This window comes from Pedobacter sp. GW456-11-11-14-TSB4 (assembly GCF_059424425.1).
Window position 1 is genome coordinate 347,707 of record NZ_JBWKZK010000001.1, and the last position, 16,963, is coordinate 364,669.

A 16,963-nucleotide genomic window follows, 5' to 3' on the forward strand; every position below is an offset into this window, starting at 1 on the left:
ATATGATCACTTCATCAATTTTTAAATTGGTGAGCTAGTGGTTCCAGCAGCAGGAATGCCTGTTCTGCCAGTTACTCTTCCAGTTTTCATTAAGCCATCATAATGACGCATTAACAAATAACTTTCAATTTGTTGCAATGTATCTAATACAACACCAACTAGAATCAATAATGATGTACCACCGAAGAACTGAGCGAACTCTTGTTGAATACCCAATTTTACAGCGAATGATGGAAGAATAGCAATGATTGCTAAAAACAACGATCCTGGAAAAGTTATTTTAGAAATCACATCATCAATATAAGAAGACGTTGCTAAACCAGGTTTTACACCAGGAATAAAACCACCATTCTTTTTCATGTCATCAGACATTTGAGTGGGATTTACAGTTATTGCTGTATAGAAAAATGTAAATGCAATAATTAAAAATGCAAATGTTAAACTATACGTTAATGATGTAATATCAGTATATTGATGTAACCAGCTGTCTGTTAATCTTTCTGGGAAAAATCCGATCAATGCATTTGGGATAAACATTAAAGCTTGAGCAAAAATGATAGGCATTACACCAGCTGCATTAACCTTTAAAGGAATGTACTGTCTAACCCCACCAACTTGCCTGTTACCTACAATTCTTTTTGCATATTGTACAGGCACTTTACGAACACCTTGTACAATTAAAATCGTAAACATAACTACTGCTAGTAATGCAACAATTTCTAAAACGATCATGATTAAACCACCGTCGTTACCAGAAAATTTAGATGATATTTCTTGCTGTAATGCAACCGGCAAACGAGCAATAATACCAACCATAATGATTAATGATGTACCGTTACCAATACCTTTATCAGTGATTTTTTCACCTAACCACATCACAAACAATGTACCTGCTGTTAATACAAAGCCAGATAACACGTAAAAAGTAGTTAAATCAATAAGAATTGCTTCTGGTTTGATCTGAGTTTTCACATATCCGATAGCTTGTATCGCAGTAATAAAAACTGTTAGGTAACGTGTATACTGTGTAAGTTTTTTTCTGCCACTCTCACCTTCTTTTTGCATTTTTTGGAAAGAAGGGACAGCAATACCTAATAACTGTACAACAATAGATGCAGAAATGTAAGGCATTACACCCAAAGCAACAATTGATACCTTAGAAAAAGCACCACCTGCAAACATGTCCAACAAACCTAAAATTCCAGTTTTTTGAGTATTTACTAACTGAGCTGGATCTACACCAGGTAGAACCACTTGACAAACGACCCTGTAAATTACAAGAATCATCAACGTAAATAAAATACGTGTTTTTAATTCTTCTATTTTCCAGATATTACTTAAAGTAGTAAATAGCTTCTTCATTAATTACAATTTTACGATTGAGCCTCCAGCAGCTTCAATGGCTTTTTGTGCGGTTGCAGAAAAAGCATGAGCTGTAACTTCTAATTTAGCTTTAACTTCACCACGACCTAAGATTTTAACTAAGTCATTTTTTGAAGCTAAACCATGCTCTTGGATTGCTGCAAAATCAATTGTAGTCAAATTGAATCTCTCAGCTAAGCCTTGAAGAACGTCTAAGTTAACGCCAACGTATTCGGTACGATTAATTGGCTTGAAACCAACTTTAGGCACACGACGTTGTAGAGGCATTTGACCACCTTCAAAACCGATTTTAGTTTTGTGACCAGAACGTGAACCAGCTCCTTTATGACCACGAGTAGATGTACCACCACGACCAGAACCTTGACCACGGCCAATTCTTTTAACTTTTTTTACAGAACCTGATGCAGGTTTTAAATTACTTAAGTTCATTTTTTAAACTTGTTGTGTTGCCCTTCGCTTTCACTAATCAGGAACAACGATAAATAAATTTGATTGAATTTTCAAATGAATAAATGATTGAACGATTGAATGTCAAAACATCCGCTCATTCAATCATCCAACAATTCATTTAAACAGTCTCTATAGCTACTAAGTGATTAACTTTTCTTACCATCCCAATAATGGCAGCGTTAGCCTCAACTTCTACACTTTGGTTCATTTTAGTTAAACCTAATGCTTTCATTGTTCTTTTTTGGCGCTCGCTTCTATCGATAATGCTTTTTACTTGGGTAATTTTAATTTTAGCCATGATATTATCCGTTAAAAACTTTGTTTAAATCCACACCACGGTGCTGTGCTACTGTGTAAGCATCACGCATTTTAGTTAAAGCATCTACTGTTGCTTTTACCACGTTGTGTGGGTTTGATGAACCTTTTGATTTTGCTAATACGTTATGAATACCAGCACTTTCTAAAACTGCACGCATTGCACCACCAGCGATAACACCGGTACCAACTGCAGCTGGTTTAATTAAAACAAAACCTCCAGAGAATTTACCGATTTGCTCATGAGGAACAGTACCATGTAAAATTGGAACTTTAACTAAGTTCTTTTTAGCATCGTCAATTCCTTTAGCAATTGCTTCAGTAACCTCTTTGGCTTTACCTAATCCATAACCTACAACACCTTGCTCATCTCCTACAACCACAATGGCCGAGAAGCTGAAAGTACGACCACCTTTGGTTACTTTGGCAACACGTTGTATACTAACTAAACGATCTTTCAATTCGATTTCGCTAGTTTTAACTCTTTTTATATTGATAGTTGACATCTTATCCTTTTCTTAGATTAAAATACTAAACCAGCCTCGCGAGCACCATCTGCCAACGATTTAACACGACCATGGTATAAGTAACCATTTCTGTCGAAAACAACTTCTTTAACACCAGCAGCGATTGCTTTTTCTGCAATTAATTTGCCTACAGCGATAGACTGATCAGATTTGTTTCCTGTGCCAGTAAAATCTTTAGATAAAGATGATGCTGAAACTATTGTATTACCAGTTACATCGTTAATGATTTGAGCATAAATACCTTTATTGCTTCTATAAACTGATAAACGTGGACGGCTCTCAGAACCAGTAAGTCTTTTTCTGATACCTTTTTTGATACGATCTCTACGAGATAATTTTTTTCCTGCCATTTTGATTATTTTTTAGAAGCTGATTTACCTGCTTTTCTTCTTAACACTTCACCAACAAACTTGATACCTTTACCTTTATAAGGCTCTGGAGTACGTAATGAACGAATTTTTGCTGCTACTTGACCTATCAATTGTTTATCGATACTCTCTAAAATGATTTTAGGAGTTTGACCTTTTTCTGATGTAGTAGTTACTTTAATTTCTTCTGGTAACTGAAATACATAATGGTGAGAGTAACCTAAAACAAGATCCAAAGTATTACCTTGGTTAGTAGCACGGTAACCCACACCTACTAATTCTTGTTCAATTTTAAAACCATCTGTAACACCAACAACCATGTTATTAATTAAAGAGCGATATAAACCATGTAAGGCTTTATGTCTTTTTTGCTCAGTTGGGCGGCTTACTGTAAATACACCATCCTCTTGAGTTAAAATGATATCAGCATCTACTGCTTGAGTTAATTCACCTTTTGGACCTTTAACTGTAACAACGTTATCTTTCGAAACCGTTATAGTAACTCCAGCAGGTACATTAATTGGATTTTTTCCTATTCTTGACATTGTGCTATCCTCCTTTAATTAATAAACGTGACACAATACCTCACCGCCAATGTTTAATTTGGCTGCTTCTTTATCAGTCATTACACCTTTAGAAGTAGATAAGATTGCGATACCTAAACCATTTAATACTCTTGGCATATTATCTACACCAGCGTATTGTCTTAAACCTGGTTTGCTGATACGTGTTAACGTACGGATAGCCGAGATTTTAGTGATTGCATTATATTTCAATGCAATCTTAATAATGCCTTGAGCATTAGTGTCTTCAAACTTGTAGTTTGCGATGTAACCTTTGTCAAAAAGTACTTTTGTAATTTCCTTTTTAAGGTTTGATGCAGGAATTTCTACAATTCTGTGATTAGCTTTGATAGCATTTCTCACTCGTGTCAGATAATCTGCGATTGGATCTGTATTCATTATTATTTATTTGTGATAGTGGTATCCTCTTTGCCACCACGGCATTTAGACCTGCTATCGGTTAAAATTCTATTTTTAGCTATATATACAATGAGCTATAAGTTGTAAGGGCTGCAAAAATACAACTTACAACTTATAACTCAAAATTTATAACTCAGTAATTACCAGCTAGCTTTTCTAACGCCTGGTATTTTACCATCTAAAGCCATTTCGCGGAAAGTAACCCTTGATATACCAAAAGTACGCATATATCCACGAGGACGACCAGTTAACTTACAACGGTTGTGCAAACGCACTGCCGAAGAGTTTTTAGGTAACTTATCTAATCCTTCGTAATCACCTGCAGCTTTTAATGCCGCACGTTTCTCTGCATATTTAGCAACCAATTTTTGGCGCTTAATTTCGCGAGCTTTTACACCTTCTTTTGCCATTATTGCTCAGTTTTTTGATTTTTAAACGGTAATCCAAATTGTTTTAAAAGTTCCAATGCTTCAACATCAGTGGTAGCAGAAGTTACAAAAGTAATATCCATACCTAAAATTTTGTTGATTTTATCGATGTTGATCTCTGGAAAAATGATTTGCTCGGTGATACCTAAAGTATAGTTACCTTTTCCATCAAATCCTTTATCATTGATACCTTTGAAATCTCTAATACGCGGTAAAGCTACAGAAATTAATCTATCTAAAAACTCATACATGTTATTGTCACGTAAAGTTACTCTTACACCAACTGGCATACCTTTACGTAATTTAAAGTTTGAGATATCTTTTTTAGATTTTGCACCAACAGCTTGCTGACCAGCAATAGTTGTCATTTCTAAGATAGAGCTATCCATAACTTTTTTATCAGTTACAGAGTAACGGCCAACACCTTGGTTGATGGCAATTTTCTCTAATTTAGGAACTTGCATGATGCTTTTGTAATTGAACTTATCTTTAAGAGCAGTTACAATTTCCTCTTTATATTTGCTTTTTAATCTTGGTACGTATGCCATTATTTGATTTCCTCCCCTGAAATTTTAGCAACTCTAACTAATTTTCCGTCAGCGTTTAATTTACGACCAACACGAGTAGTTTTACCAGATTTTGGATCAACTAATTGTACGTTAGAAATATGAAGAGCAGCTTCTTTTTTAATTATACCACCGTTAGGTGTTGCAGCATTTGGTTTAGTATGTTTAGATACAAGGTTAACACCTTCTACTACAACTCTATTTTTAGCAACCAATACTTCTTGAACTTTACCTTGTTGGCCTTTTGAATCGCCAGCTATAACCTTAACTAAATCTCCTTTACGGATTTTTACTTTGGCTTGTGTTACTTTATTTTTCATATTATAATACCTCCGGTGCTAATGATACAATTTTCATGAATTGTTTTTCACGCAGTTCTCTCGCTACCGGGCCAAAAATACGTGTACCACGTGGCTCGTCTTGTGCATTTAACAACACTGCTGCATTATCATCAAAACGAATATAAGAACCATCCTTACGTCTGATTTCTTTTTTAGTTCTTACTACAACTGCTTTAGAAACTGTTCCTTTTTTAATGTTACCAGAAGGCAAAGCGCTTTTTACAGTAACAACAATTTTGTCACCTATAGAAGCATATCTTTTACCTGTTCCACCAAGTACACGGATAACCAATACTTGTTTTGCGCCGCTATTGTCGGCTACGTTTAATCGTGATTCCTGTTGTACCATCTTATTTAGCTCTTTCTAAAATTTGTACCAATCTCCAGTTCTTGTTTTTACTCAGCGGACGAGTTTCTTGAATTAATACAGTATCTCCGATACCACATTCGTTCTTTTCGTCATGAGCCATAAATTTGGTAGTTTTCTTAACAAACTTACCATAGATCGGGTGTTTCACTTTACGCTCAACCGCTACAACAACAGATTTATCCATTTTGTTGCTTACCACCAACCCGGTTCTTGTTTTTCTTAATTGTCTTTCCATTTCGACTCTAAAGTTATTTAGTTTCAGTTGCAGACTCAGCGTTTTTCAGCTTAGTCAATTCAGTAGTTAATCGGGCGATGTCTTTTCTTACCTTAGTAATGCGGGTAGGATTTTCTATAGCCGAAATTGTGTGTGCAAATTTTAACTTTACCAAGTTTTCTTTTTCTTCTGCAATCTTAGCTACTAGTTCTTCTTTTGAAAGCCCTATGATTTCTGAGTTCTTCATTTTATTAATTTTTATGTTAGGGTCTAGCGGTTATAACAACAAGTTATTTATAACATTGATCCCAAAACTTTTTTATGCTTCTACGTAATCTCTACGTACTACAAATTTGGTTTGAATTGGTAATTTTTGAGCTGCAAGTCTTAATGCTTCTTTGGCAACTTCCATTGGAACGCCTTCTGCTTCAAAAATTATACGTCCGGGTCTAACAACAGCTACCCAATATTCTGGAGCACCTTTACCTTTACCCATACGTACCTCAGCTGGTTTTTTAGTTACCGGTTTGTCCGGGAATATTCTAATCCAAACTTGACCTTCACGTTTCATGAAACGAGTTACCGCAATACGGGCTGCTTCTATCTGGCGACTTGTAATCCAAGTTGCCTCTAAAGATTTAATCCCGAAAGATCCGAATGACAATTCAGCACCACGAGTTGCTAAACCTTTCATTCTGCCTTTTTGCATCTTTCTGAACTTCGTTCTTTTTGGCTGTAACATTTTATTTTAATATTATCGTTAAACGATCTTGTTAACTATTTGCGTGGGCCTCTGTTAGCACCACCACCTTTATTATCTCTTCCGCCTTGGCCACCACGTTTGTCGTTTCTTCTGTCTCCACCGCCTCTATTATCTCTACCACCATCACGACCACCGAATGCACCTTGAGGTCTGTCGCCACCTTTGCCTGGAGCATTGCTCGCAGCACCGATGTTTGGAGAAAGATCACGTTTACCGTAAACCTCACCTTTACAGATCCAAACTTTTACACCTATTTTACCATAAGTAGTTAAAGCTTCTGCTAATGCATAATCAATATCTGCACGGAAAGTATGCAAAGGAATTCTTCCTTCTTTATACTGTTCGCTACGAGCCATCTCAGCACCACCTAAACGACCTGATGTCATTATTTTGATACCTTCTGCACCCATACGCATTGTTGATGCGATAGTAGATTTCATTGCTCTACGGAATGAGATTCTAGCCTCAAGTTGTTTTGCAACACCTTCTGCAACTAATTGTGCGTCAAGTTCTGGGCGTTTAATTTCAAAGATGTTAATTTGAATTTCCTTTTTGGTCAATTTTTTTAACTCTTCTTTGATTTTATCAACCTCTTGACCAGCTTTACCAATTACAATACCTGGGCGAGCTGTGTGAATAGTAACTGTAATACGCTTTAAAGTACGTTCAATTACAACTTTAGCAACACCACCTTTTGCAATACGAGCCGAAAGGTATTTTCTTATTTTTTCGTCTTCAACTAATTTATCAGCATAGTTGTTGCCTCCGAACCAATTAGAATCCCATCCTCTGATGATCCCTAATCTGGCGCCTATTGGATTTGCTTTTTGTCCCATTTCTGTTAATTAGTTTTAGTTTCAACGTTTTTACTATCTACTACCAAAGTAACATGGTTAGAACGCTTACGTATTCTGTAACCACGACCTTGAGGAGCTGGTCTTAATCTTTTTAATTGACGACCACCGCCTACCATTATCGTTTTCACGTATAACTGGTTTTCTTCAGGGCGAGAACCTTCATTTTTTGATTCCCAATTTTTGATTGCTGATAATAAAAGTTTTTCAACTCTAATTGCAGCTTCTTTATTTGTGAATTTTAAAATGCTTAATGCTTTCTCAACACGCTCACCTCTGATAAGATCTACAACCAAACGCATTTTACGTGGTGAGGTTGGACAATTGTTTAATTTCGCTAATGCTTCCATCTCTTAATTATTTTCTTTTTTCAGAGTGACCCCTAAATGTTCTGGTTGGAGCAAACTCTCCCAGCTTGTGACCAACCATGTTTTCTGTTACGTATACCGGAATAAATTTATTTCCGTTATGTACTGCAAATGTATGACCAACAAAATCTGGTGATATCATTGATCTACGAGACCAAGTTTTGATCACAGACTTCTTGCCTGAATCATTCATAGAGACTACTTTTTTCTCTACGTTATGGTCAATATAAGGTCCTTTTTTTATCGAACGAGCCATTATTTCTTCCTTTTCTCTATGATGAAACGATTTGAGTATTTTTTAAGTGAGCGGGTTTTGAAGCCTTTAGAGTAAACTCCGTTTCTTGAACGAGGTTGACCTCCTGAAGAGCGACCTTCACCACCACCCATTGGGTGATCCACAGGGTTCATCGCTACTGGACGAGTACGAGGACGACGACCTAACCAACGGCTACGGCCTGCTTTACCTAGTACTTCATTAGCATGATCTGAATTTGAAACAGCACCAATTGTTGCTAAACAGGTAACTAAGATAGATCTTACTTCGCCTGATGGCATTTTAATAGTTGCATATCTACCATCTCTAGCTGCAAGTTGTGCATAAGCACCTGCACTACGTGCCAATTGAGCACCTCTACCTGGTTGAATTTCTAAATTGTGGATAATAGATCCCAAAGGGATATTTGCCAACGTTAATGTGTTACCTACTTCTGGAGTAGCGTTATCACCCGAAAGCACAGTTTGTCCTACTTGCAACCCTTCTGGTGCAATAATGTAGCGCTTCTCTCCATCTGCGTAGTGCAATAAAGCAATACGAGCGGTACGGTTTGGATCGTACTCAACAGTTGCTACTGTTGCAGGAATGTTAAACTTATCGCGTTTAAAATCAATTAAACGGTAAGATTTTTTGTGACCACCGCCCATGTAGCGCATTGTCATCTTTCCTGTATTGTTACGACCTCCCGATTTTTTAGAAGATACAACCAATGATTTTTCGGGCTTGGTTGCTGTAATCTCCGAAAAGCTTGCGCCTACCCTAAAACGGGTTCCCGGAGTGACTGGTTTAAATTTTCTTAAGCCCATAGTTATAAATTATTCAATTCTTATTAAATATTCGCGTAATAATCTATTGTTTCGCCATCTTTCAATGTTACAATAGCTTTTTTGTATTTCGGGGTACGACCCGTTACTAATCCACCTTTAGTATTTCTTGATTTCAACTTACCTACAACCACCATAGTGTTTAAGGCAACGATGTTCACTCCATACATTTTTTCGATGGCTGATTTAATCTGCAACTTGTTAGCTCTATGATCTACTCTGAAAGTAAAACGGTTAGCTTTTTCAGTTAATGCAGAAGCTTTTTCAGTTAATATTGGTTTTTGTAAAATTTCCATATTACTTGGCAAATGCCTCCTCCAATGTTTTAAGCGAATCTGCAGTTAACAAAAGTTTGCCTGCATTTAATACATCATATGTATTTAAATCTGCTGCAGTAATAACTTTAGCTTTCTGAATGTTTCTGCTTGATAAATAGATATTATTATTTTGTGCAGGTAAAACTAATAATGTTTTCTCTCCGGCTAAATTTAATGCATTAACCAAATTGATATAGTTTTTAGTTTTAATGCTATCAAAAGTAAAATCTTCTAATACTACCACGTTGTTATCTTGAGCTTTATAAGCTAAAGCAGATTTACGTGCTAATGATTTTAATTTTTTATTCAATTTAAAACTGTAGTCTCTCGGCTGTGGGCCAAAAACACGACCACCACCATTGAACAATGGAGATTTAATGCTTCCTGCACGTGCACCGCCCGTACCTTTTTGTTTGTATAATTTACGGGTAGAACCTGCAATTTCATTACGTTGTTTAGATTTGTGAGTTCCTTGACGTTGGTTAGCCAAATACTGTTTTACATCTAAATAAATCGCGTGGTCGCTTGGCGTTACACCAAATACCGACTCAGGAAGCTGCACCTTGGCACCTGTCTCTTTTCCTGAAATGTTTACTACTTTAACTTCCATCTGCTTACTTATCTAAGATTACGTAAGAACCTTTAGCTCCTGGAACGGAACCACTAACTACTACTAGGTTTTGCTCAGCATAAACTTTCAATACTTGTAAGTTTTGAACTTTTACTCTGTCTCCACCAGTTCTACCTGCCATGCGCATTCCTTTGAATACACGAGCTGGATAAGATGCAGCACCCAATGAACCTGGCGCACGCAATCTGTTGTGCTGACCGTGAGTTTGACCACCCACACCACCAAAACCATGACGTTTTACCACACCTTGAAAACCTTTACCTTTTGAAGTACCAACAACATCAACAAAATCGCCTTCGTTAAAAATTGTAACAGTAACAGTATCGCCTAAGCTAACTGAATCTTCAAACTGCTCAAATTCTACCAATTTACGTTTTGGAGTTGTGTTTGCTTTCGCAAAGTGACCTTTTAAAGGTTGGGTAGTGTTTTTTTCTTTGGCTTCATCATATCCCAGTTGAACTGAAACGTAACCATCTTTTTCTTCGGTCTTAACTTGTGTTACAACACAAGGTCCAGCTTCGATCACCGTACAAGGAATATTTCTTCCTTCGGCGTCAAAAATGCTGGTCATTCCTACTTTTTTTCCAATAATACCTGACATTTTCTATTTTAAATTTAACACCCATCGAAGCAGTAGGGCTTCGTTCAAGGTGGATATACATCCCCGCTAAGGGACGGCAAAGATAGGCAAGAATTATTAATTTTCAAATAGTTAGCTAATTATTTTTCATAAATAATTGCAATTATTTTTAAGAAGATTAGAGGTTATGCTTGAAATATGCTCTAATGAGCTATAGCAAGATATAAACTGGTGATAATCACGCACAAAACAATAATTCCGATAAGCACATACATATAGTCCTTCTCCACTAAAAAACTAAAAATTGAAAACACCACGCGTGCAATAGGAGTGAAAATTAATAGAAGTACACCAAATTGAATAATTGCCAGCCCATCAAAGCTTTTTAATCCTTTTAAAATTTCTGCGACTGATGCAAATTTAGTTTGCTCGGGTTTAAATTCCGAAAATGATATTTGATGATTAGCCTGAGTAGTCAAAAAAATTATACCTCCGATAACAACAACAACTGTTGATGCAACTACACCAACACGTAACAATGTGCCTAGTATAATTTGTACATCTTTATCTCCCAAATAATGTTTGATTTGCTTACTCATTAATTTCCTGTTAAGCCTTTATAAATCATTTGCAGCGCTAAAATTGTAACAACTACAGCAAATACAACTTTTAATTTATCTGTTTTTGTTTTTATTAAAATTTTTGCCCCGATAGTTGCCCCTGCGATAACTCCTATAGTTACCGGCATTGCTATTGCGGGGTCAATTTGTCCTTTATGTAGATAAACTAATGCACTTGCAGCAGCGGTAACGCCTATCATAAAATTGCTTGTTGTGGTAGAAACTTTGAAAGGTATTTTCATGATATTATCCATTCCAATTACTTTAAGTGCTCCAGAACCAATACCCAACAGCCCAGACAATGTGCCTGCAACAAACATCATTGCGAAACCACCAACTACATGGTGCACAGCATAAGGTCTCATACCTTCTTCTGTCGGATAGCTTCCATTCAATTTAAAATAGTTAGCCAAAACACTTGTTTTTTCATTATTAGAATGATCAATTTTTTTCTTCAACATCATAAACGCTGAGAAAAGCAAAATCAATCCAAAAATTATAATTATATAATCCGCCTTAATATAGGATGCAATAACAACCCCAACAATGGCGCTTAGCGTTGTTGCTATTTCTAAAAACATACCGATACGAACGTTGGTAATGCCTTCTTTAACATAAGCAGCTGCTGAGCCAGAAGATGTTGCAATAACAGAAATAATTGATGCACCGATGGCATAATGAATATCAACTCCTAAACCAAGAGTTAACAGGGGAATGATGATTACCCCTCCGCCTAAACCTGTTAACGAACCTAACAAGCCTGCCAAAAAAGCACCTATCAATACAATAATGGTAAATACTAAAACCGTCATTGCTGCAAATATAGATTACTTATTTTTGCTTAATGCAAGATAAATCAATAAAATAATGTCTATAGACGAAGTGGAAATTATACAGATTGGTTAGCTTTCTTGAGTAAATCTGAAATTTTTAACAATTGATTTGCGATGATGATCATTTACTTTATTAACCAAATGGTCGAAATTGTAATCTAGATTTGTGCCACAATCTAACATATCATAATATAATGATGGTTTTATGCTTTCGAAATACTCCATAATATTGCTACTCCATATGATCTGACAATTCCCTTTAACATTTGGAACGATTTCATTAATTCCATATTCGAAATTAATTTGCCTAACATGATTGCTTTCTAAATTACCCTGAGGATAAAAAAGCAACACATTTCCAGGTTCAGAAAGTATTTGAGCTGCGTAATCAAAACTTTCTTTCATTGATCTTCTTTTAGGATCTATTGAGAACGAACCTATATATTTTAGCCATGAATTTTTTAGCATTTGTTTCTTAAGCGACATGATGTGTAATCTCTTCATCTTATTTTTGCCAAACAATATTTTTCTACATAAATAAAATGCGAGAAAACCATCAGCAAAGCTAAAATGATTGCACATTAAAAGATAAGAATGATTTGGCTTAATTTCAATTTGATCAATTACGATTTTGTTCAATTTAATTCTTAAAACAAACCCTATTAAAGCTGTACAGCACTTAAAAAGAAAAGCATTTAACGGTTTGCCTTTAATAATCATACTTATACTCTTTATTATTTAATTAGATACTATCAAAAATAGGCTGATCTTTCAATCAATTTCTACAATAGCTATAGCCCAAGCATAATCACCATCGTGTGAAATGGATAGACTAATATGGCGAGCTAAATTTGCTGCGCTATACAATTTTACATGAGGCATACCAGCTATTTTATTTCTCAATATTTCAATCTTTTTAAAACTCAGCAATGCTGGATCTACCTGTTTTAGTGCTTTGTAAACCGCTTCCTTCGCAGCCCATGTTGCGGCATATCTTAACAGTGGATCACTAAATAAATTGCAGTATGCAATTTCATTTGCTGTAAAAACCTTTTCCCTAAATAAATCATTGAACGAATTTTCAAACTCTGATATCTTCACTAAATCATTGCCTACTGCAAATTTTCTATCAGATTTTGGGAGTTCAATAGTTTTTAGAAAAGTTTTATTCATCGGTAGAAACTCCCATTATATTAAAACCACCATCAACAAAGTGAATATTACCTGTTACTTTGGTTGATAATTCTGAGAAATAATACAAGGCCGCATTTGCAACATCAGCTGCATCAATGTTCCCTAATGGAGCTGTGAGCTTACCAATTTTTCTTATTTTTCTAACTCCATTAATTCCACCTGCAGACGTTGTCATGACCAAGCCTGGAGAAAGCGCATTTACTCTAACTTTTTTACCTCGAAAATAATCCGCAAGATAAAAAACCATGTTTTCAAGCGCAGCTTTATTGATTGACATCCCTGCATAACCCGGAATAACACGCTGCGATGCATTGTAAGTAAGTGTTAATATTGAAGCATTAAGAGCCAAAAGCGGCTCTGCAACTCTTGCAATTCGCAATAAAGAGTAAGCACTGATGTTGAATGAATCCATCAATTCATCAAAAGGAATATTGATATAAGATGGAGCAACATCATTGCTACCAACCATAACGTTACAGATAACAGATTGACTGCCGAAAGCTACACCATGCAAAATATAATTGATAGGCCCTAACTCTGAGTGCACCTTTTGCAAAAATTCTGAGATTTGAGTTTCCTCTCTCACATCAACCAATGCAGCACAAGGTGTTTTAATGCCAAGTTGTTCGATCAGATATAAGACATCTTCTTTTGTATCTGGTAAATAACTGAAAGCTAATTTACAGCCAGTTTCATGCATTTTTTTTGCAATGCTATATGCAATAGATTGATCATTCCTTACACCGAATACAACAGCTACTTTATCTTTATTATCTATCATTTCTTAATAATCCTTAGAAATAGCCATTGCACTATTTGTACCTCCAAATCCATAATTTAAACATACGATTTGGTTAATTTCTTTTTGAGTTACTTTTGGATTGATCAGATTTTTGTAACTATCAATTGGCTTATCAGGTCCAGTCCAATTTTCAGCTTTTTGAAATCCTTCTAGCTGTTCATTAAACTTATTTGCATTTAAGCAAGGTAATACTTCTTGTTTATCTAACATCATAATAGCAGTAATAAGCTCAACAGAACCTGCGGCACCTAACATATGCCCGAATTGTGATTTTGGTGCAGAAATATGATATCCATCCTCACCCATCACATCAACCACACTTAACAACTCAACTGCATCACCTACTGGTGTAGAAGTTCCATGAACTTTAACTACCTCAGGTTTAATTTCATGACCATTCATTAAACCCCGCCATAAACGTTGTTGGCCTTCGAAAGACGGATAAAACATGTTACCATCTCCATCAGAGTTATTAAAATAGCTATCAATTACAGCTAAGATATTTGCTCCTCTAGCTTTTGCCATATCGTATTCTTCTAAAGCCACCATTCCACAACCAAAAGAACATACAAAACCATTTCTATCTACATCAAAAGGTCTAGAGCTTTCTGCAGGGGAAAAGCCTTTACTTAATACCTGCATCGCATCAAATCCAATAAAAGTTTCTAACGCAGTACCTTCAACTCCGCCAGTAATTACCCTATCTTGTAGGCCAAATTGTATCAATCTGTAAGCATAGCCAATATTACCTAAGCCGGTAGCACAGGCTGACCCAATAGCTTCACAAACACCTTTGTTTTTAATTAGGCAAGAAACATTTGCAGCTTCTCTATATACCATAGCTCTATCTACGCAATGAGACCCGGCTAAACGTGTTTTTTTCTTAAACTCAAAAAAGCTTTGCCATGCTGTACGTAGAATTGTATTGCCAGCAGACCCAGATCCAACAATAACTCCTGTTTGTTCTGATTGAACTTCTTTTGTTGACCAACCAGACATTTCGATGGCTTGTTGTGTTGCCAACATAGCCCAAATGCTACCTAAATCTGCAGTTGCTAAATTGATATCTGGTATACGTTCTAGTAAATCAATATAAGTTTCTGGATATCCATTTATAATTTCAGAATAAATAGGTTGTAAACCCATTTCTGCCTCAGTAATGTAGCCAGAAACAGATGAACGGATATTTTTGCCATAAGCCGTTGCCTCGCTCCACTCACGAATTAAACTTTCACCCTTAAAAAGTTTTTGTTTAAAATCGTTTAAATCGGTGCAATTCGGAAATGCACCTCCCATACCTACTATCGCTACTTTTCTACCTCCCAAAAGCATTTTATGCGTTTTCTTTTGTCTTAATAACTAAATCAACAAAATCTTTAACGCTAGAACCTAAGTCATCGATATCATCATCATCAAATTCTACATTAAATTTCTGCTCAGCTTTTGCAGCAATATTAATCATTTCGGTTGATGGAGTTTTTAAATCGGCAATAAAATCAGTCTCTTCTGTAATATTGGTTAATTTAGTTTGATCAATAGCTCTAACAGTTTTTAAAATCTCTACTAAGCCTTCTACAATTTCTTGTCTTTCCATTTAATTATTTTTTTGTTTATTTCTTTTGATAGATTTTCCTGTAATTTCAAATAATTCGGCAACGAGCGTAAAATCGTCACTTAATTCATAATTTAAAAATTGTTCTGTTGTATAATTACTAAAATAATCATCTAAATCTAAATCTTTTGGCACTTTATAAATTCTTCCTTCACCAATCATTTGCCTAAACTTATAGGATTTAATGTGGCCGATACTTATAAAAACCTCTCCTTCTTGTAAATAATTTCTAAAGTTAACGTTTCCAATACTTATAAATAAAGGAATAAAATTTTGATGTAAGTATGGTGGATCGCATTTTAACTTTTCACACTCTAAGAAAGTACTGCAAGCACCCATTGTACCTAAAGAAAATGCTTCAATCATATCTACCCCTCTAAAAACACCAAAATGATCTTCAACGTCTCTAGCTGTGGGTGTATAACTTGCAATAACTCCAATTTTTGGCTCATGCCAATGAAATGCATTAACAAGGTTTTTTGTTGGTCCGTGAAGTAGTAAATAATTAGGAGATACTCCTACAAGATTTTTCATCTATAAAAAAATTATAATAGGCCTCCGTTTACGTGAATGTCTGTGCCATTAATGTAACTTCCTCCATCGCTTAAAAGAAAAGCAACAAGATTAGCTACATCTGAAGGACTGCCAAATCTTCTAGCAGGTATTCTATTGAAATATTTATCCTTTTCGGCTTGCGGCAAAACCGAAGTCATTTCTGTTGCTATGAAACCTGGTGAAACAGACAATACTCTAATGTTGTGTTCTTCATTAAGTTGACCCACTTCTTGCGCTAATGATTTTGAAAATGCAACAATACCTGCTTTTGTGGCCGCATAAACAGCTTGAAAAGCATTGCCCGTTTGGCCCACTATTGAACTCACATTAATAATAACACCAGCTTTTTTCGGACTGAAAATTTTTAATGCCATTTTTGAAATAAGAACCGGAGCTTTTAAGTTAACTTGAATAACCATATCAATATCCTTCTCTGGTTGAAAAAGTATAGCGTTATCTTTGGTAATTCCTGCGTTATTAATTACCGCATAAAGTTCATTTCCATGATCTTTTTTTATTTTTTTGCAAAAAGTATTTAATTGATCAGGATCAGAAAAATCAGCATGGATTATTTCACTATTTGGGATAATAGGCATAAAGCTTTTAGCGGATGTAGAATGCATAATTAAGTGGTAATGCCCTGCTAATTTTTCTGCTATTGCCAAACCAATTCCTCTGCTTGCGCCAGTTATCAGCACTTTTTTAAGACTCATAGAAGCGTTCTTATTTTTTGTGGATAAAGGTAACATTTTTACAGCATATTGCAAGTAATGTTACCTCTTTGCGCTCCC

The 16,963-nt window shown here is 35.6% G+C and carries 30 protein-coding genes; all 30 read right to left on the reverse strand.

Features of this window, described 5'->3' with window-relative positions; translation table 11 throughout:
• Nucleotides 1-21 precede the first annotated feature (21 nt).
• Complete coding sequence (gene secY / locus AC07XU_RS01580; protein ID WP_494941870.1) at nucleotides 22-1,362, reverse strand: preprotein translocase subunit SecY; 1,341 nt, start codon at nucleotides 1,360-1,362, stop codon at nucleotides 22-24.
• A gap of 3 nt (nucleotides 1,363-1,365) precedes the next feature.
• A complete protein-coding gene (rplO, locus tag AC07XU_RS01585) occupies nucleotides 1,366-1,812 on the reverse strand; it encodes a 50S ribosomal protein L15 (protein WP_494941871.1) in 447 nt (148 codons plus the stop codon).
• 139 nt (nucleotides 1,813-1,951) lie between these two features.
• Entirely contained in the window at nucleotides 1,952-2,131 is a 180-nt protein-coding gene (gene rpmD, locus AC07XU_RS01590; protein WP_494941872.1) for a 50S ribosomal protein L30, read from the reverse strand.
• A gap of 4 nt (nucleotides 2,132-2,135) precedes the next feature.
• Nucleotides 2,136-2,654: a 30S ribosomal protein S5 gene (gene rpsE / locus AC07XU_RS01595; protein WP_055130468.1), complete on the reverse strand. Its 519-nt coding sequence runs from the start codon at nucleotides 2,652-2,654 to the stop codon at nucleotides 2,136-2,138.
• 17 nt (nucleotides 2,655-2,671) lie between these two features.
• Nucleotides 2,672-3,025, reverse strand: coding sequence for a 50S ribosomal protein L18 (gene rplR, locus AC07XU_RS01600; protein ID WP_494941873.1), 354 nt, complete (start codon nucleotides 3,023-3,025; stop codon nucleotides 2,672-2,674).
• A gap of 5 nt (nucleotides 3,026-3,030) precedes the next feature.
• Nucleotides 3,031-3,588, reverse strand: coding sequence for a 50S ribosomal protein L6 (gene rplF / locus AC07XU_RS01605; RefSeq protein WP_494941874.1), 558 nt, complete (start codon nucleotides 3,586-3,588; stop codon nucleotides 3,031-3,033).
• A gap of 18 nt (nucleotides 3,589-3,606) precedes the next feature.
• Entirely contained in the window at nucleotides 3,607-4,005 is a 399-nt protein-coding gene (rpsH, locus tag AC07XU_RS01610; RefSeq protein WP_136877792.1) for a 30S ribosomal protein S8, read from the reverse strand.
• A 161-nt stretch (nucleotides 4,006-4,166) separates the two neighbouring features.
• Nucleotides 4,167-4,436 (reverse strand): 30S ribosomal protein S14, encoded by a 270-nt coding sequence (rpsN, locus tag AC07XU_RS01615; protein ID WP_494941875.1) that lies wholly within the window; start codon nucleotides 4,434-4,436, stop codon nucleotides 4,167-4,169.
• Nucleotides 4,436-5,002: a 50S ribosomal protein L5 gene (gene rplE / locus AC07XU_RS01620; protein WP_494941876.1), complete on the reverse strand. Its 567-nt coding sequence runs from the start codon at nucleotides 5,000-5,002 to the stop codon at nucleotides 4,436-4,438. Before rplE ends, rpsN begins: the two co-directional genes overlap by 1 nt.
• A complete protein-coding gene (gene rplX / locus AC07XU_RS01625) occupies nucleotides 5,002-5,340 on the reverse strand; it encodes a 50S ribosomal protein L24 (RefSeq protein ID WP_494941877.1) in 339 nt (112 codons plus the stop codon). The genes rplE and rplX overlap by 1 nt, the downstream gene beginning before the upstream one ends.
• A 1-nt stretch (nucleotide 5,341) precedes the next feature.
• Nucleotides 5,342-5,710, reverse strand: coding sequence for a 50S ribosomal protein L14 (rplN, locus tag AC07XU_RS01630; RefSeq protein ID WP_041878524.1), 369 nt, complete (start codon nucleotides 5,708-5,710; stop codon nucleotides 5,342-5,344).
• A gap of 1 nt (nucleotide 5,711) precedes the next feature.
• A complete protein-coding gene (gene rpsQ, locus AC07XU_RS01635; RefSeq protein ID WP_055130475.1) occupies nucleotides 5,712-5,966 on the reverse strand; it encodes a 30S ribosomal protein S17 in 255 nt (84 codons plus the stop codon).
• Nucleotides 5,967-5,979: 13 nt separating this feature from the next.
• Entirely contained in the window at nucleotides 5,980-6,192 is a 213-nt protein-coding gene (gene rpmC / locus AC07XU_RS01640; protein WP_494941878.1) for a 50S ribosomal protein L29, read from the reverse strand.
• A gap of 72 nt (nucleotides 6,193-6,264) precedes the next feature.
• Nucleotides 6,265-6,687 (reverse strand): 50S ribosomal protein L16, encoded by a 423-nt coding sequence (rplP, locus tag AC07XU_RS01645; protein ID WP_131555073.1) that lies wholly within the window; start codon nucleotides 6,685-6,687, stop codon nucleotides 6,265-6,267.
• A gap of 35 nt (nucleotides 6,688-6,722) precedes the next feature.
• On the reverse strand, nucleotides 6,723-7,544 hold the full coding sequence (gene rpsC / locus AC07XU_RS01650) for a 30S ribosomal protein S3 (RefSeq protein ID WP_494941879.1): 822 nt from the start codon (nucleotides 7,542-7,544) through the stop codon (nucleotides 6,723-6,725).
• Nucleotides 7,545-7,549: 5 nt separating this feature from the next.
• The gene (gene rplV, locus AC07XU_RS01655; protein WP_494941880.1) at nucleotides 7,550-7,912 is read right to left on the reverse strand and encodes a 50S ribosomal protein L22; all 363 of its coding nucleotides are present in this window, start codon (nucleotides 7,910-7,912) and stop codon (nucleotides 7,550-7,552) included.
• A gap of 7 nt (nucleotides 7,913-7,919) precedes the next feature.
• On the reverse strand, nucleotides 7,920-8,186 hold the full coding sequence (gene rpsS / locus AC07XU_RS01660) for a 30S ribosomal protein S19 (RefSeq protein ID WP_136843375.1): 267 nt from the start codon (nucleotides 8,184-8,186) through the stop codon (nucleotides 7,920-7,922).
• Nucleotides 8,186-9,010, reverse strand: coding sequence for a 50S ribosomal protein L2 (gene rplB / locus AC07XU_RS01665; RefSeq protein ID WP_494941881.1), 825 nt, complete (start codon nucleotides 9,008-9,010; stop codon nucleotides 8,186-8,188). The genes rpsS and rplB overlap by 1 nt, the downstream gene beginning before the upstream one ends.
• Nucleotides 9,011-9,033: 23 nt before the next feature.
• Complete coding sequence (gene rplW, locus AC07XU_RS01670) at nucleotides 9,034-9,324, reverse strand: 50S ribosomal protein L23 (RefSeq protein WP_136877784.1); 291 nt, start codon at nucleotides 9,322-9,324, stop codon at nucleotides 9,034-9,036.
• A gap of 1 nt (nucleotide 9,325) precedes the next feature.
• Nucleotides 9,326-9,955, reverse strand: coding sequence for a 50S ribosomal protein L4 (gene rplD, locus AC07XU_RS01675; RefSeq protein ID WP_494941882.1), 630 nt, complete (start codon nucleotides 9,953-9,955; stop codon nucleotides 9,326-9,328).
• A 4-nt stretch (nucleotides 9,956-9,959) separates the two neighbouring features.
• Nucleotides 9,960-10,577 (reverse strand): 50S ribosomal protein L3, encoded by a 618-nt coding sequence (gene rplC, locus AC07XU_RS01680; RefSeq protein WP_494941883.1) that lies wholly within the window; start codon nucleotides 10,575-10,577, stop codon nucleotides 9,960-9,962.
• Between the two features lie 182 nt (nucleotides 10,578-10,759).
• On the reverse strand, nucleotides 10,760-11,155 hold the full coding sequence (locus tag AC07XU_RS01685) for a DUF1634 domain-containing protein (RefSeq protein WP_494941884.1): 396 nt from the start codon (nucleotides 11,153-11,155) through the stop codon (nucleotides 10,760-10,762).
• Entirely contained in the window at nucleotides 11,155-11,988 is an 834-nt protein-coding gene (locus AC07XU_RS01690; RefSeq protein ID WP_494941885.1) for a sulfite exporter TauE/SafE family protein, read from the reverse strand. The genes AC07XU_RS01685 and AC07XU_RS01690 overlap by 1 nt, the downstream gene beginning before the upstream one ends.
• Nucleotides 11,989-12,078: 90 nt before the next feature.
• A complete protein-coding gene (locus AC07XU_RS01695) occupies nucleotides 12,079-12,729 on the reverse strand; it encodes a lysophospholipid acyltransferase family protein (protein ID WP_494941886.1) in 651 nt (216 codons plus the stop codon).
• 51 nt (nucleotides 12,730-12,780) lie between these two features.
• Entirely contained in the window at nucleotides 12,781-13,182 is a 402-nt protein-coding gene (locus AC07XU_RS01700) for a holo-ACP synthase (RefSeq protein ID WP_494941887.1), read from the reverse strand.
• A complete protein-coding gene (locus AC07XU_RS01705) occupies nucleotides 13,175-13,984 on the reverse strand; it encodes an enoyl-ACP reductase FabI (protein WP_494941888.1) in 810 nt (269 codons plus the stop codon). The genes AC07XU_RS01700 and AC07XU_RS01705 overlap by 8 nt, the downstream gene beginning before the upstream one ends.
• Nucleotides 13,985-13,987: 3 nt before the next feature.
• On the reverse strand, nucleotides 13,988-15,337 hold the full coding sequence (locus tag AC07XU_RS01710; RefSeq protein WP_494941889.1) for a beta-ketoacyl-[acyl-carrier-protein] synthase family protein: 1,350 nt from the start codon (nucleotides 15,335-15,337) through the stop codon (nucleotides 13,988-13,990).
• Nucleotide 15,338: 1 nt separating this feature from the next.
• Complete coding sequence (locus AC07XU_RS01715) at nucleotides 15,339-15,599, reverse strand: phosphopantetheine-binding protein (protein ID WP_494941890.1); 261 nt, start codon at nucleotides 15,597-15,599, stop codon at nucleotides 15,339-15,341.
• Nucleotides 15,600-16,151: a hypothetical protein gene (locus AC07XU_RS01720; protein ID WP_494941891.1), complete on the reverse strand. Its 552-nt coding sequence runs from the start codon at nucleotides 16,149-16,151 to the stop codon at nucleotides 15,600-15,602. It abuts the gene before it with no gap.
• Between the two features lie 11 nt (nucleotides 16,152-16,162).
• The gene (locus AC07XU_RS01725; RefSeq protein WP_494941892.1) at nucleotides 16,163-16,885 is read right to left on the reverse strand and encodes an SDR family oxidoreductase; all 723 of its coding nucleotides are present in this window, start codon (nucleotides 16,883-16,885) and stop codon (nucleotides 16,163-16,165) included.
• Between the last annotated feature and the right edge of the window lie 78 nt (nucleotides 16,886-16,963).